Genomic DNA, 15,212 nt, shown 5'->3' with positions numbered 1-15,212 from the left:
GTCCGGATACTCCGGACGCTATCCGGATCGTGCGGCGGATGCCCCCACATCGGGAATGCATGCACGGCGCGAGTGCAACGGAGCATGACGGGAGAACTTCGATGGCGCAATTTTCCGAAACGGGCTGGCTGCCGGATACGGCCTGTTTCAATCACGACAACCTGCTGCTGCAGTCGAACGACGTCGACGAGGTGCGCGCACGCGTCGCCGACGTCTTCAAGCCGCACCGGCTCACGCCGACCGGCGAATCGCGCGCGCTGCACAGCTGCATGCATCACGCACGCTGGGGCAACCTGTCGTTGAACCTGCTCGATTATGGCGGCGGCGTCAGCATCGAGCCCGGCCCGCTCGAGCACTTCTTCCTGTTGCAGATCCCGTTGCGCGGCGACGCGGAGATCGAGTGCGGATCCGCGCGTTTCGTGTCGTCGCCCGGCACCGCGTCGCTGATCTCGCCGACGCTGCCGTTGAAGATGCGCTGGGGCGACGCGTGTCCGCAAGTCATCCTGCGGATCGAGCGCGAAGTGATGGAGCGTCACGCGCAGCGGCATTTCGGCGACGACCGGCGCGCGCCGGTCGAATTCGAGCCGGCATTCAGCCTGTCGTCGTCGCAGGGCGCGTGTCTGATGCAGATGCTGCCGATCCTCGCCGGCGCGATCGCGACGGACGCGCATCCGCTGCGTCATCCGCTCGCGTTCGAGCAGCTCGAATCGACGCTGCTCAACCTGCTGCTGCACGGCCACCCGAACAGCGCGCGAAACGGCACGCGGCATCTGGCGGTAGCGATTGCGCCGTTTTACGTGCGGCGCGTCGAGGACTACATCCGCGCGCATCTCGACGAGCCGCTGACGATCGAACGGCTCGCCGAACTCGCCGGCGTCAGCCCGAGCACGCTGTTCGCCGGCTTTCGTCATCGCCACGGCACCACGCCGATGGGCTTCGTGCGGCAGTTGCGGTTGCAACATGTGCGCGAGGAACTGCTGGCCGATGCGTCGCCGGGCCTCGCGTCGGTGACGGACGTCGCGCTGAAATGGGGCTTCGCGCACCTCGGGCGGTTCGCGATCGAGTACAAGCGGGCGTTCGGCGAGTCGCCGTCCGCGACGCTCAGGATGCGGCGCGGGCGCGCCTAGCGGCTCATGCGGCAGCCCGCTCGCGGTTCCGCTACGGCAGCGGCGCGCCCCAGACCGCCGTCACGTCCCCGCCGAGCCGCCATTCGGTGAACGGGCGGCGCGGTGCGATGATCGCCGGCAGCCGCGCGTCGTGAAAGCGCGCGTAGTACGGCTCGACCCAGCTCAGTTCATCGCGGAACGTCCACGGAAACAGGTCCTGCCTGACCGGCGTGATGGCGGTGAAGCTGGCGGGATCGACGACCGCATGGATGACCAGGTTCGCCAGGCGGCCGATCGCGCCGTCGTTTTCCCGATAGAGATCGATATGGCGCCGCTGCACGAGTTCCGCCGCGAACACGAGCGGGAGCAGCGCGAACGTGTGATAGTGCAGCGCGCGATTGCCGCGTTTGACTTCGCGTGCCAGCGAACCGTCGGGGCCGATGTCGCGGATGCCTTCGCGTACCCGCAGCAGCCCCGAATCGACGAGGCTCGCGTTGCCGGTCACGGTGCCGATGGCGATCAGGTCGAGTCCGGCCCAGTACACGAGGTTGTTGTGCAGATGGTTGATCGCTTGCGCATCGCGGGTGGCGATCGCGATGCGTTCGAGCCACGGATCGATCGCGTCGAACCGCGCGCGGTTCGCGTCGCGTACGTCGCGCGGCATGCGCAGGATCACCATCGCGAAGTCGGTGCCGGCCCACGAACGCTCGTAGTCGCCCTGGTAACCGGTGATCCGGCCCATCAGCGTATCGGCCCGCGCCCAGCTTTCCAGCAGGCTCACGGCGCATGACCAGTCCCCCTTGTCCGCCGACGCATTGAGCCGTGAAATGAAATCGCGCATCGGCTTGACCGCGCGCGCATAGCCGGCGGCGTCGTCATAGTAGCCGGGCGGATCGATCGTCGTGACGGCGGCCGGGATGTCGCAGGCGCGCGCCGACGGCACGGCACAGCACAGCGCGCTCACCGCGAGCCACGCGGCGAGCAGGGGGCGAGTCGACAGGCGGCGCATACGGTCCTCGGTGGTGACGTGACGGTGACGCGGCAAACACGGAAGCCGAACCGGGGGCGGACACCCTCGCGATGCAGGACGCGCGGCCGCCAAGGCACGACGAACCCCGGTGACGCGCGCGGGCCGTGCAGCCCGCGGCGGTTTCCCGTGGCGCACGCAGTCTAGCGTCCCCATCTTTCATCCGCCTTGCCCGGCGCCGGCCGACGACGCACTTTCTTTTTCGAGACTGCGCCACTTTCCCCCGGTATCATCGCTGCGCTCGCGACCGACGCCATGGGCCGGTGCATGCCGACTCGCGCGCAATCAGCATCGCCAGGAAGACAACGCAGGGCGGACGCCGACGGCGCGTCGCGCCGCGATCGGGCCGAATCGGCCACCAGCACGACGGAGCAAGGAACGATGGTAACGGGGACGGGCGCGGCGCGACGCGCGAGGGCGATCGCGGCCGGGAGCGTGTGGGTCGTGGCGGCGGGCGGCGCACACGCACAGGCATCGGGTGCGGCAGTCACGCCGCCGGCCGGCGCGGCGGCGGCCGTGCTGCCGACGATCGACGTGACCGGGACGGCCGACGGCGCGTCGAGCGGGCTCGTCGGGCTGCGCACCACGGCCGGCACGAAGACCGACACGCCGGTGGCCGAGATCCCGCAAACGATCAATCTCGTGACCGCGCAGCAGATCGAGATGACCGGCGCGACCGACCTGAACCAGGCGCTGCGCTACGTGCCGGGATTTGCCACGTTCGGCGCCGACAGCCGCACCGACTGGTATGCGGCGCTGCGCGGCTTCACGCCGACGCTGTACGTCGACGGTGTGGCCGCGCCGAATACGGCCGTGATCGCGAACTGGCGCGTCGACCCGTACACGATCGACTCGATCGCCGTGCTGCGCGGGCCGACGTCGGTGCTGTACGGCGCGGGTGAACCCGGCGCGATCGTCGACGCACACACGAAGCTCGCCGACGGCGAGCGCGTCCGCGAAGCCGGCGTGCAGATCGGCAACGACGCGCGCAAGCAGTTCATGCTCGATGTCGGCGATACGCTCGACCCCGACGGCCGCTATGTGTACCGCTTCGTCGGCGTCGCGCGCGACGGCAACGCGGTCACCGGCCCGAACGGCGACCGGCGCATCGCGCTGGCGCCGTCGTTCCGATGGCGGCCGACCGCCGATACGTCACTGACGCTCTCGGCGACGTTCCTGCAGGACGGCAGCGATATTTCGTCGAACTTCCTGCCCGCGTCGGGCACCGTGTTGCCGAACCCGAACGGCCCGCTGTCGCAGGACATCTACATGGGTGCGCCCGGGTTCAACGACTACCGGAAGAAGCAGTGGTCGCTCGGCTACGCGCTGGAGCATCGCGTGAATGCGATCTGGTCGCTGCACCAGGACGTGCGCTGGTCGCACCTGTCGCTCGACGACGCGACGGTGTTCGGTATCGGCTTCGTGCCCCGCAGCAGCACCAACATGATGCGTTATGCGGGGCTGTTCCAGCTCAACTACAGCCGGTTCGACATCGACAACCACGCACAGGCGCGCTTCGGCACGGGGCCGCTCGAACATACGCTGCTGCTCGGCGCGCAATATGACCGGCAGACGACGACCAACAGCGTGTGGCTCGCGCTGGCGCCGTCGCTCAACCTGTATCAACCCGTCTACCGGCCCGTCACGGACGCGATTTTCTCCGGCCCGACGTCGCTCGGCCACGTCGACCAGTACACGGCGATGAACACGTTCGGCGTGTATGCGCAGGACCAGATCCGCTGGCGGCGCTGGACGCTGACGCTCGGCGGCCGCGAGGATTTCGTCAATGCGCGGTTCGACGACCGGACGGCCGGCACGCAGGCGCGGCAGGACGTCAGTGCGTTCTCCGGGCGCGTCGGGCTCACCTATCAGGGCGACGCCGGGCTGTCGCCGTACGTGAGCTATTCGACGTCGTTCGATCCCGTCATCGGCGTGAGGATGGTCGGCGGCGGCTTGCCGAAGCCGACACGCGGCAAGCAGACGGAAGCCGGGCTGCGCTGGCAGCCGCCCGGCAGGAACCTGCTGCTGAGTGCGGCCGTCTACCAGATCGATCAGACCAACGTCGCGACGCCGGCACCGGTGAGTCTCGACCCGACCGGCACGACGTCCGTGCAGACCGGCAAGGTGCGCTCGCGCGGGATCGAGCTGAGCGCGCTCGGCAAGGTCACCCGCGAGTTGTCGGTCGTCGCGTCGTATGTGTATCAGGACGTCAAGAACGTGCAGGCGAACGACGCGTCGCTGAACCACTGGCCGGTGGCGGTGCCGCTGCCGCGGCAGATGGCGTCGATGTGGGCCGACTGGACCTGGCGCACGGGCGCGCTGGCGGGCCTCGGGATCGGCGGCGGCGTGCGCTACCAGAGCGCGTCGGCCGGCGCGCCCGACAACTCGCTGACCGTGCCGAGCGTGACGCTGGTTGACCTGGCGCTGCACTACGAGATGCCGCGCTGGCGGTTCGCGCTGAACGTCGCGAACCTGTTCGACCGGCGTTATGTCAGCGGCTGCACGTCGTATACCGTCTGCGTGTTCGGCAACGAGCGGACCGTGCTGGCCACCGCGAAATACACCTGGTAGTCGCGAACGCGCGGAACGGTCCTACGCGTCGCGTTGCGGTTCCCGGCGCACCGCGCGTTCGCCGGCGTGACGCTGGCGCCGCCACTCGGTCGGCGTGAGGCCGAAACGTTCGCGGAATGCGGTCGCGAAATTCGCCGGCGTGGAAAAGCCGATCTCCTTCGCGATGCTGGCAATGCTGAGCGACGTCGAATCCAGCAGGTCCTGCGCGATCCGCAGCCGTTCGTGCCGCAGATACTCGAATACCGTCTGGCCGAGGTTGTCGCGAAACGCGCGTGACAGCCGCTTTTCGTGCGTGCCGACCGCGCGGGCCAGCTGCTCCACCGTCGGCGGATCGTTCAGCGTCCGTGCCAGGTGGCGGATGGCCGCGCGCACGATGATGTCGTCGTCCTTGCCGGCCACGAACGGGCTGTCCATGTCGACGGGCTGCTCGCGCTTCTCCCGCGCGAGCTGCACGCGAATCCGCGCAAGCACTTCGGCGGGCTCGAACGGCTTGACCACATAGTCGACGCAGCCGATGTCGAACCCCTCGAGGCGCTCGTGCAACGCGCCGGCCACGGTCAGGAAAATCACTGGAATCGCGCACGTCAGCGGATCGGCGGCAAGCAGCCGGCACGCGGTGAAGCCGTCCATGCGCGGCATGCGGACATCCATCAGGATCAGGTCGGGCAGGAGCGCCTGCGCGCGCTGGCACGCCTGCAGCCCGTCGGATGCAATGCTGATCCGGCACCCGGTGCCGCGCAGGATGTCGATCAGCAAGCGAAGCTGGTCGGGTTGATCGTCGACGATCAGGATATGGGCGTCGCCCAATGCGGAGATCGATGGATGCATCGTGCACCTGTTCTGGAATGGCTGCTGGCTGCGTTCCTGCGGGTGGCCGGCCCGGTTCGGATCAATCGTCGGAAGCTGCGCTATGGCGACGTACAAGCGCATCGACATTCGAATGTCGCCCCGCTACACGAAGGACAACCGGTCGGCGTCATGCCTTGCATGGCTGGTTTTGATCACTGACCCGGTAAAGGCGCGGAGCGTTGCCGGCGTCGCGCGCTGAGAAATGCGCGCCCGCCGGTATCGATGCGAGCCGAATTGTAGGGGCATATTTCAATTCTTGCCAGATGCATTGACTCTATCTGCTTCATTCCGCTTTTCGGATGCTTCATCGTGCATCGTGAATGGCGCTTACAGTATGGCGCACCGATGCCTGTCCATTTCCGCCATTTTCATTTGGCGCTGCTACGTGCAATCGCGTAGTTCAACGGCTTTTTTAAAAAATATTCCAAGGAATCTTTTTTTAATCCGCCTCAGCAAAGATTTTATCCGCCCGGCAAAACATCTCGATTAATTTCGATGGCTCGAAATCGTTTGTGAGATGTGCGTTTTCAACGCAACTATTTGAATATATTGAATTTTACAATCTATAAAGAATGCCACCTTCAATAATTTTAATTCGTGTCTCATAATTCGTCCGAACTTTGAGTGCAGGGTTGCACCGAGCAACGCAAGGCACGGCGGGTTGTGGCGGACGTTGTGCGATTCGGGTCCGAGGCATCAGTTGATGTGACTCCGAGCGCATGTCCGTTGCGCGCAAGCGAAAATCCGGTTGCCGTGGATGAAATAAAAGAAGCGGGGTGGGTCGCGGTCAACGCGACATCAAATCAGGGGTGTCCATAACGGCGGGTTGAATCTCCGGATTCAGTCGCTGGGCGAATTCGCCCATATAAAACGATATGCATTCCTAATGCATTGCCTGGATTAACGGAACGGGCCGTCGCACGAACGACGGGCCCGCGCTTTCGAACGTCCCGTCGCCACGGGCGGACGATGCGCGCCGCCTCCGGCACGCTCGAGCCGCGCACGGCATCGGGTTCCGCACTGAAGTCGTAATCGCAATCGCAGTCGCAGCTGAAGTCTTCAACAAAACTAAGTAGTCCGTATTCAAACCAAACGCTACAAAACGGAGCAGAAGACCATGAAGAGGAAGCAGATTTCGGCGCTTGCCGCCGCCATGTTCACGGGTGCAGGTGTGCTGATCGCGGGTGCCGCGCATGCGGACAATTTCGTCGATCGCGGCAACCCGGACAACGCGCTGAGCGGTCAGTGCATCGACGGCACGAACCCGTTGTGTGTCGCGACCAAGAGCGGGAGTTACGTGGCAGTGAGCACGGCAAACGTCAAGATGGGCACGAATGCCAAGGCCGGCACCAGCGGGATCGCGATCGGCGACCAGTCGAATGCAAGCAGCAATGGCGGCACCAGCAGCGGCGGCGCGATCGCGGTCGGCGTCGGTGCGCAGGCGCTGGCGAACTCGGCCACGGCCATCGGCACGGTAGCCGTCGCGCAGGGCAACACGGCGCTCGCCATCGGTCGCCAGTCGGCCGCGGTCGGCGATTTCTCGATGGCGCTCGGCAACGTCGCCGATGCGCACGGCACGAGCTCGATCGCGCTGGGCCACTCGGCGCTCGCCAGCGGCGATCGTTCGGTTGCGATCGGCGGCGCCAACCCGACGTCGAGCGACGGCGTGTCGGCCGGCGCGTCGTACGACGCGGCCACCCAGACGCGCGCCGGCGGCACGCAATCCGTCGCGATCGGCGCAGGCGCGCAGACGAACGACAACAACCAGGTGGCGATCGGTTCGGGCAGCGTCGGTGCGAACAATGGGGGCACGCCGGTGTTCGGCGGCACGGCCGCGCCGGTTGGCGGCGCGGTGTCGTTCGGCGCGATCGGCAACGAGCGCCAGCTCAAGAACGTCGCGGCAGGCGCGGCCGATACGGACGCCGTCAACGTCCAGCAATTGAAGAACGTGAACGGCACGCTCAGCACGAGCATCGCCACGGTCGACGCGCGCGTGACGTCGGTCGGCAATTCGCTGTCGACCACGATCTCGAACGTCGACCAGCGCGTGACCAACGTGGGCAACAGCCTCAGCACCAGCATCGTGACCGCCACGAAGAACGTCGTGAAATACACCGACGATTCGCATGCGGCGATCGCACTCGACGGTGCCAACGGCACGACGATCAACGGCGTCGCGGCCGGTGTCGCCGACACCGATGCCGTCAACGTCGGCCAGCTGAAGGGCAGCGTCGCGCCGCTGCAGACGTCCATTTCGACGGCAGCGTCGAACATCGCGAACCTGCAGACCAGCGTCACCGGCATCAACACGTCGCTGAGCACGGCGACGACGAATATCGGCAATCTGCAGGCCGCCGATGCCCGCAACGTGAAGTACGACGGCCAGAGCGGCTTCGACTCGGTGACGTTCGCCGGCACGAACGGCACGACGCTGCACAACGTCGCGGCCGGTGTCGCGAACACCGATGCGGTGAACGTCGGGCAACTGAACGGCGGCCTGTCGTCGCTCAGCACGAGCGTGACGAACAACCTCAGCACGACGCTCGGCAACCTGAGCACGTCGATCACGAACCAGATCGGCAACGCGACGAAGAACGCCGTGCAGTACGACGATGATGCACATAGCGGCGTGACGCTCGGCGGCAAGGGCGCGCAGTCGCCGGTGGGCCTGCACAACGTGGCGGACGGCATTGCCGCGAGCGACGCCGTGAACGTCGGCCAGCTCGGCAAGGCCACCGACACGCTGAATCAGTCGATCACGAATGTCGGCAACAGCGTCACGACGCTCGGCAACCAGGTGACGACGAATACGGGCAACATCGCCGCGCTTCAGCAGGACGCGCTGCTATGGAACACGAACCTCGGCGCATACGATGCGAGCCACGGCGGCAACGGCACGCAACGCATCGGCAACGTCGCGGCCGGCAAGAACGGCACGGATGCCGTCAACGTCGACCAGTTGAACGCGGCGATTCAGGACGGCACGAGCCAGCTCGATGCGCTCGCGGTGAAGTATGACGACGCGAGCAAGAAGCAGGTTTCGCTCGGTGCAGGCAACGGAGGGAGCCCGGTGCGACTGACCCATATCGCGGAAGGCAACGTCGCGGCAGGCAGCACGGACGCGGTGAACGGCGCGCAACTGCGCCGCGCGACCGACGGCACCGTAGCCGCGCTGGGCGGCGGTGCAACGGCGAATCCGGACGGCTCGATCAGCGCGCCGGCCTATAAAGTCGGCGGCGGCTCGTTCAACAACGTCGGCGACGCGCTCACGAACCTCGACGGCCGCGTCGGCAGCAACACGACGACGCTCGAGAATCACGAAACGCGCATCGGCAACGCCGAAACGAACATCGCCGGCAACACGGCCGCGATCGCCGGGCTGCAACAGGACGCGCTTCAGTTCGACCCGAAGGCCGGCGCCTACAACGCGGCGCGCGGCGGCGCACCGACGAAGCTGACGAACGTGGCCGACGGCGACATCGCCGCGGGCAGCACGGACGCGGTGAACGGCGGCCAGTTGTCGGGCGTGAAGTCGTCGCTCGAACAGCAGATCACGCAGGTGTCCAACCAGGCGGGCGAGGCCGTGAAGAACGTCGTCAAGTACGACGTCGACCCGAACGGCAACCGGCTGAATTCGGTCTCGCTGATCGGCGGCGACACGAATGCGGCCGTCGTGCTGAAAAACGTCGCCGCGGGCACCGACGATACGGACGCGGTGAACGTGAAGCAGCTGAAGGGCGTGCAGTCGAGTCTCAACCAGCTCGGCGCGCTTGCGGTGCAGTACGACGACAGCTCGAAGAACTCGATCACGCTCGGCGGCGCCGGCGGCACGCGCATCACCAACGTGCAGGCAGGCACGCTCAGCGCAACCAGCACGGACGCGGTGAACGGTTCGCAGCTCTACGCGACCAACCAGCAGGTCGCGAAGAACACGACCGATATCACGAACCTGCAGGGGAACGTGACCAACATCGCGAACGGCAAGGCCGGCCTCGTGCAGCAGCAGGATCCGAATGGCGCGATCACGGTCGGGAAGGACACCGGCGGCGCGAGCGTGAACTTCTCCGGCACGTCGGGCGACCGCGTGCTGACCGGCGTCGCGGCGGGGGTGAACAACAACGACGCGGTCAACATGGGCCAGTTCAACAATGCGCTGAAGAACGTGGCGGCCAATGACCAGATCCGCGCGGCGGCGACCGATGCGAACACCACGTGGATCGCGCGAGCCGATGCGGGTGCGATCGGGTCGACGGCGACGGCAACCGGCAAGAACGCGGTGGCGGTCGGCCAGGGCTCCGTCGCCGATCGCGACAATTCGTTCTCGGTCGGCGCGAAGGGCAGCGAGCGCCAGGTCACGAACGTCGCGGCCGGCACCGCGCCGACCGACGCGGTGAACGTGCAGCAGCTGAACGACAACCTGTCGGCCGCGTCGAATCAGGCGAAGGGCTACACCGACCAGCGCATCGGCCAGGTGTACAACTCGTTCAACGACCTGAAGAAGGACATGTACGGCGGCGTGGCATCGGCAATGGCCGTGGCCGGCCTGCCGCAACCGACGGGCGCGGGCCGCTCGATGGTCTCGGCGGCGACGTCGAACTATCACGGCCAGCAGGGTTTCGCCGCCGGGTACTCGTACGTGACGGAAAGCAACCGCTGGGTCGTCAAGGCGTCGGTGACGGGCAATGCGCGTTCGGACTTCGGCGCAGTGGTGGGCGCGGGTTACCAGTTCTGACGCTATCCGTGCAGCATCGATTGACCGGTGGTGCCGGGCACCGGTCGTGATGTCCGGCACTGGCGGGAAATCCGTGGCCCGGGGTGGCTCTTTCACCCTCGGGCCATCGACGCTTGATGCGTCACGCAGCGCGACTCGGATGCGCCGAGCGCGTCCGGTAGTCCTTGCCGCTTGCCTTGCGCCCGGGGCTCACGCGGCAAACACAGCGAAACGAGGGTGTTCAGGTCGATCCCGGCCAAATGCGAATAGCGCGATCCACGGCGATCGCAACGGCGCCCCGGCCCACGGTTTCATGCGGGTTCGCGGGCGGTCCGGACGTGCGACGAATGCGAGTTGTCGAACGTGAGCGCCGGCTCGTATTCTGAATGCGTTGGGCGGAACGGCATGGGGCCTCCGCCGATCCACGCATGACAGGGACTCGCAATGACTGCCATTACGCAAACCATGAAGCTCAACCACCTGAGCTTCCCGTCGGCCGACACGCTGGCGACGGCCCGCTTCTTCGAGCGGCACCTCGGTTTCACGATCGCGGGAAGCTGGGAACAATCCTGGATCCTCAAGCGTCCGGGCTTCGACGTGGTGATCGATCACGCCAGCGACGACAGGCCGGCATGGCCGACGAATTTCCACGTCGGGTTCGAACTGCCGAGCCTCGATGAGGTTCGCACGTTGTTCGAGCACTTCAGGGAGGAGGGCGTCGAGATGGTGACGGACGTCTTCAACAACGGGCGCGGGTCGCGTTTCTTCTGCCGAGCACCGGGCGGCGTGATGTTCGAACTGAACACGCGCGCGGATGCCGCGCCGGAATACCAACGCACGTTCGACGACTGACGCAGGTCAGCGTCGCCCCGCGCTCGGCCGCCGGCGCGGGCCAGCCTGTCGATGACCGCGCGGGTACGCGAAGACTGGGCGAGTTTCGTCCAGTGCCGATCGTTGCAGCGCGCGACACCGCCGATCCGTACCACGCGCCATCCTCCATCCTTCATCCGCCACCCGACGCGCCGTTTGCCGCTCGGCAGGACTTCAAGAGCAAGAAACGGAGTGCCTGCCTGCATCTGGCCGCTTACATTGCCGTGATCAACCTCACTCACGGGATGTGAAAACCATGACCTTGCTCGAAGGGAAAGTCGCCATCGTCACCGGTGCCTCCAGCGGCATCGGCCGAGCGATCGCGTTGATGGTCGCGGCGCACGGCGCGTCGGTCGTACTGGGCGCGCGAAGCGAAGCTCCGCTGAATCAGGTGGCCGACGCGATCCGTCGTCAGGGCGGCCAGGCGCGCGCCTGCGCGGGCGACGTCGGTCACGCCGATACGCATCGAAGGCTCGTGGCAACGGCGCTGCGCGAGTTCGGCGGTCTCGACATCGCGATCAACAACGCCGGAACGGTCGGGCCGCTCAAACCGCTCGCCGACCTGTCGCTCGACGATTGGCAGCAGACGCTGTCTACCAACCTGACGGCGGCCTTCCTGGGCGCCAGCAACCAGATTCCCGTGATGCTCGAACGCGGGGGCGGTTCGATCGTCTTCACGTCCAGCTTCGTCGGAACGAGTGTCGGGCTTCCCGGCATGGCCGCGTATGGCGCGTCCAAGGCCGGCTTGATGGGATTGGTGAAGGGCATCGCCGCGGACTACGCGGCACGCGGGATTCGGGCCAATGCACTGATGCCGGGCGGGGTGGATACCGCGATGGCGGGAGACCGTGACCAGAAGGAATGGGCGGCCGGGCTCCACGCGATGAAGCGCATCGCGCACCCCGACGAGATCGCGTCCGCGGCGCTGTTCCTGGCCAGCCCGATGGCCAGTTTCGTGACCGGCTCGGCCCTGTTCGCCGACGGCGGCAATGCGGCCGTGAAGTGACGTCCCGATGGCGCGCGCTCAACCGCCGGCGCGGGCCAGCCTGTCGATGACCGCGCGGGTGTGCGACGGCCGGGTGATTTCCGTCCAGTGCAGATGCGCGAAGGTCGGGTCGTCCCGCAGGGCGGCGAACTTGATGCGATTCCTGGCGAACGTGGTGTACGACCACAGCAGCACCGACTCCCGGGAGAACGCCATCCGCAGCGATTCGCGGTTGCCGTGCGAAAGCTCGGTGCGCATGAGCCCGCGGCTCAACGTGCGCCAGAGCACCCGGGAGAATACCGTTCGGCGTCCGAAGTTGAGCCAGACCACGTGCGTGGCTCTCGACCAGAGCACGTCGCGCACGGCGCTGTAGTTGCCGTCGGCGACCCAGCGGTTGCCGGCGGTCGCGGCCAGCACGGCGTTCTCGAACTGCGCCGGCGGCACGGCTGACCAGTCGGGGCCCCAGTAGAGTCGATCCAGCTCGATGTAAGGGCAGCCGGCTGCTGCCGCCAGCGCGCTGGAGAAAGTGGATTTCCCCGCTCCGCTGGTTCCAACGACGACGACGCGCATGGGTTTGACCGCGGTTGAATTTTGAAGCCGCGTATTGTGCCTCATGCCCCGAAACGGCGCTGCATCCTCGATCGGTTCGACGCCGCCGGCACACCGTTCCCCAATGGTTGCCCGTGCAACGGTCACGGTTTCCGAACAGCATGGCGACCGCCGTCAGCGATGCGCACGAACGCGCCGCTGAAGCGGAGGATTCGTAGAAAGCATTATCTCGTGCGTCGCTCGGCAGCCTTTAACTACGAATTCAAAGGCATCGCCGTCAAAATCGAGAATCGAAGGGCTGTCAAGCGTTTCATTGGCTCGCCGGCAATGGCAACAATCCAAATAAATATTTAATAAAGCAAGTAGTGTCCGGCGCTTTACCCCGGCTTTACCTCATCCGTCCTGCCCGACCCGCGCCACGTACGGCCTTTCCCACACAGCACCGGCCTCTCCGACACATTCCCCCGATGCAACCTTGTCGATCCCGCTATCGCAGCCGACGAGACCATTTCAAATTTCTCACCAAACAATGACTCGATTAACGCCAATGACAGTAAAAAATAAACTGTCAGAAAATATCTTGTAATTATAAAAATGACCTTCTAGCATCCCTCTGCGGTTCGTGACATGTCTTACATCAAAGTCTGTACTTGATGCATTCCTCGAACATCACCCACTTATAACCCGGGGGATTACATGAAGAAACTGTCTCGTCTGCTGTCCATCTCCGCGATTACCGTCGCGAGTCTCAGTGCTTTTGCCCAGGCCGGCGACCCGTCGGCTACGGTCGACAAGGCACTGCAACTGATCCAGCAGAACCCGTCCGCCTTCAGTCTCGCAGCCGGCGGCGCAGCACGCACGTTGAAGTTCGCAGGGCCGCAGGCGAGCGCGCCGGCGGATGGCGATCAGTTCCAGGTGCGCGACGTGATCGTCGACCCCGACGGCACCGAGCACGTGCGTTTCGACCGCTTCTACGCGGGCCTGCCCGTGATCGGTGGCGACGTGGTCGTCCATTCGAGCAAGGGGCAGTTGAAGCAGGCGAGCGTGACCCAGCTCGCGCCGATCGATCTCGCCGGCACGATCGGCAAGGTGGGTGACCGCGCGGTCGTACGCAACGCCCCCGACATCGGCGCTGCGCGGGTCAAGCGCATCGCAGCCGCGCGTTTCAACTCGGACGTGCGCCGCGTCGATGACGCGGAACTCGTCGTGTTCGCACGCGACGTCACGCCGACGCTGGCCTATGCGGTACGCGTCTACGGCAAGGCGACCGACGTGCATGGCGACGCGGTGCTGTACTACGTCGATGCGCGCACCGGCACCGTGCTCGACGCGCAGGACCTGATCAAGACGGCCGCCGCGACCGGCACCGGCCGCTCGCTGTACTACGGCAACCTGACGCTCACCACCGACCAGACGGGCACGAACGCGTACCGGATGCTCGATCCGAGCCGCGGCTCCGGCTCGGTCTACGACGGCCGCGGGCTGACCTCGGACGACGTCGAGCGGGCGACCGACCTGCCGATCTTCACGAGCAGCACGAACGTGTGGGGCAACAATACGACCACCGACCGGCAGACGGTCGCCGCCGACATCGACTATGGTCTCGCGCTGACTTGGGACTACTACAAGACGACGCACAACCGCAACGGCATCTTCAATGACGGCCGCGGCGTGAAGAGCTACGCGCACGTGGTGTTCAACACGGGCAGCGGCACGACCGGCGCGAATGCGGCATGGCTGGATTCGCACGTGATGGTGTATGGAGACGGCCAGCCCGGCACCAGCCTGCCGAAACCGGTCGTGTCGGTGGACGTCGCCGGACACGAGATGAGTCACGGCGTGACCGAGGCCACGGCCAACCTGAACTACTCGGGCGACGCGGGCGGCCTGAACGAGTCGACGTCCGACATCTTCGGCACGCTCGTGAAGTACTACGCCAACAACCCGAACGATCCCGGCAACTACGTGATCGGTGCGCGCGTGGTGAGCGGCGGCCTGCGCAAGATGTACAAGCAGGATCTCGACGGCCGGTCGTTCAGCTGTTACCCGTCCGGCGGATTCTCGTGGTCGAATCCGCGCCACGATCCGCATTTCACGTCGGGCGTCGGCAACCGCCTGTTCTACCTGCTCGCGGAAGGCCCGACGGTGCCGTCGACCGATACCGGCCTGACGAAGGCGCAGCTGGTCTGCAACGGCGACACGACCTTCAGCGGCGTGGGTCGCGAGAAGGCCGGGAAGATCTGGTACCGGACGCTGACCGTGTACCTGAACGCCAACTCCAGCTACCCGAACGCGCGTCGTGCGTCGATCCAGGCGGCGAACGACCTGTATGGCACGAACTCGGCCGAAAGCGCCGCGGTCGCTCGCGCGTGGAGTGCGGTCGGGGTGAATTGATCGTGCCCGTGTGAGTGCGTTGAACGCCCGGCGCGCGCGTGGTGGACCCTTTGCTTCGAAGAAGGGCGAACCGGTCGAAGCCGCGCGATGCCCGGGCGAATAGAGGCCAGCCGTTGATCGACCGCCTGCGATTGCAGGCGGTCGATTTCC

Annotated in this window: 11 protein-coding genes; 8 read left to right on the top strand and 3 right to left on the bottom strand. The window is 66.0% G+C overall.

Annotation, left to right across the window (positions count from 1 at the left end):
- Positions 1–101 precede the first annotated feature (101 nt).
- Entirely contained in the window at positions 102–1,127 is a 1,026-nt protein-coding gene (locus tag CFB43_RS35395) for an AraC family transcriptional regulator (protein WP_089498724.1), read from the top strand.
- A 31-nt stretch (positions 1,128–1,158) separates the two neighbouring features.
- On the opposite strand, the gene CFB43_RS35390 is transcribed toward CFB43_RS35395, so the two are convergent.
- Positions 1,159–2,115 carry a mannuronate-specific alginate lyase gene (locus tag CFB43_RS35390; RefSeq protein WP_089498723.1) on the bottom strand — a complete coding sequence of 319 codons (957 nt, stop codon included), beginning with the start codon at positions 2,113–2,115 and terminating at the stop codon, positions 1,159–1,161.
- A gap of 399 nt (positions 2,116–2,514) precedes the next feature.
- On the opposite strand from CFB43_RS35390, the gene CFB43_RS35385 reads away from it, so the two are divergent.
- On the top strand, positions 2,515–4,704 hold the full coding sequence (locus CFB43_RS35385; protein WP_089498722.1) for a TonB-dependent siderophore receptor: 2,190 nt from the start codon (positions 2,515–2,517) through the stop codon (positions 4,702–4,704).
- A 21-nt stretch (positions 4,705–4,725) separates the two neighbouring features.
- On the opposite strand, the gene CFB43_RS35380 is transcribed toward CFB43_RS35385, so the two are convergent.
- Positions 4,726–5,532 (bottom strand): response regulator transcription factor, encoded by an 807-nt coding sequence (locus tag CFB43_RS35380; protein WP_089498721.1) that lies wholly within the window; start codon positions 5,530–5,532, stop codon positions 4,726–4,728.
- Here CFB43_RS35380 and CFB43_RS38240 point away from each other — a divergent pair.
- The 5 genes from CFB43_RS38240 to CFB43_RS35365 all read left to right on the top strand — a co-directional run bounded on the left by CFB43_RS38240 (position 5,527) and on the right by CFB43_RS35365 (position 12,140).
- Positions 5,527–5,712: a hypothetical protein gene (locus tag CFB43_RS38240; protein WP_144023179.1), complete on the top strand. Its 186-nt coding sequence runs from the start codon at positions 5,527–5,529 to the stop codon at positions 5,710–5,712. The genes CFB43_RS35380 and CFB43_RS38240 overlap by 6 nt on opposite strands.
- Before the next feature lie 958 nt (positions 5,713–6,670).
- Positions 6,671–10,285 carry a YadA family autotransporter adhesin gene (locus tag CFB43_RS35375; RefSeq protein WP_089498720.1) on the top strand — a complete coding sequence of 1,205 codons (3,615 nt, stop codon included), beginning with the start codon at positions 6,671–6,673 and terminating at the stop codon, positions 10,283–10,285.
- A 423-nt stretch (positions 10,286–10,708) separates the two neighbouring features.
- The gene (locus tag CFB43_RS35370) at positions 10,709–11,116 is read left to right on the top strand and encodes a VOC family protein (protein ID WP_179254975.1); all 408 of its coding nucleotides are present in this window, start codon (positions 10,709–10,711) and stop codon (positions 11,114–11,116) included.
- Positions 11,117–11,208: 92 nt separating this feature from the next.
- Positions 11,209–11,385 carry a hypothetical protein gene (locus tag CFB43_RS38675; RefSeq protein WP_179254974.1) on the top strand — a complete coding sequence of 59 codons (177 nt, stop codon included), beginning with the start codon at positions 11,209–11,211 and terminating at the stop codon, positions 11,383–11,385.
- A 5-nt stretch (positions 11,386–11,390) separates the two neighbouring features.
- The gene (locus CFB43_RS35365) at positions 11,391–12,140 is read left to right on the top strand and encodes an SDR family oxidoreductase (RefSeq protein ID WP_089498718.1); all 750 of its coding nucleotides are present in this window, start codon (positions 11,391–11,393) and stop codon (positions 12,138–12,140) included.
- Between the two features lie 18 nt (positions 12,141–12,158).
- On the opposite strand, the gene CFB43_RS35360 is transcribed toward CFB43_RS35365, so the two are convergent.
- Positions 12,159–12,689 carry a toxin gene (locus CFB43_RS35360; protein WP_179254973.1) on the bottom strand — a complete coding sequence of 177 codons (531 nt, stop codon included), beginning with the start codon at positions 12,687–12,689 and terminating at the stop codon, positions 12,159–12,161.
- Between the two features lie 675 nt (positions 12,690–13,364).
- Here CFB43_RS35360 and CFB43_RS35355 point away from each other — a divergent pair.
- Positions 13,365–15,062 (top strand): M4 family metallopeptidase, encoded by a 1,698-nt coding sequence (locus CFB43_RS35355; protein WP_089498716.1) that lies wholly within the window; start codon positions 13,365–13,367, stop codon positions 15,060–15,062.
- Positions 15,063–15,212: the final 150 nt, after the last annotated feature.

Source organism: Burkholderia sp. AU15512, assembly GCF_002223325.1.
Taxonomy (GTDB): Bacteria; Pseudomonadota; Gammaproteobacteria; order Burkholderiales; family Burkholderiaceae; genus Burkholderia.
The sequence above is the reverse complement of the archived record's forward strand: the minus strand, read 5'-3'. Positions and strand labels throughout refer to the sequence as shown.

Coding starts and splice junctions, on each gene's coding strand:
- CFB43_RS35395 (WP_089498724.1), top strand. CDS start 102: ATGGCGCAATTTTCCGAAACGGGCTGGCTGCCGGATACGGCCTGTTTC.
- CFB43_RS35390 (WP_089498723.1), bottom strand. CDS start 2,115: ATGCGCCGCCTGTCGACTCGCCCCCTGCTCGCCGCGTGGCTCGCGGTG.
- CFB43_RS35385 (WP_089498722.1), top strand. CDS start 2,515: ATGGTAACGGGGACGGGCGCGGCGCGACGCGCGAGGGCGATCGCGGCC.
- CFB43_RS38240 (WP_144023179.1), top strand. CDS start 5,527: ATGCATCGTGCACCTGTTCTGGAATGGCTGCTGGCTGCGTTCCTGCGG.
- CFB43_RS35380 (WP_089498721.1), bottom strand. CDS start 5,532: ATGCATCCATCGATCTCCGCATTGGGCGACGCCCATATCCTGATCGTC.
- CFB43_RS35375 (WP_089498720.1), top strand. CDS start 6,671: ATGAAGAGGAAGCAGATTTCGGCGCTTGCCGCCGCCATGTTCACGGGT.
- CFB43_RS35370 (WP_179254975.1), top strand. CDS start 10,709: ATGACTGCCATTACGCAAACCATGAAGCTCAACCACCTGAGCTTCCCG.
- CFB43_RS35365 (WP_089498718.1), top strand. CDS start 11,391: ATGACCTTGCTCGAAGGGAAAGTCGCCATCGTCACCGGTGCCTCCAGC.
- CFB43_RS35360 (WP_179254973.1), bottom strand. CDS start 12,689: ATGCGCGTCGTCGTCGTTGGAACCAGCGGAGCGGGGAAATCCACTTTC.
- CFB43_RS35355 (WP_089498716.1), top strand. CDS start 13,365: ATGAAGAAACTGTCTCGTCTGCTGTCCATCTCCGCGATTACCGTCGCG.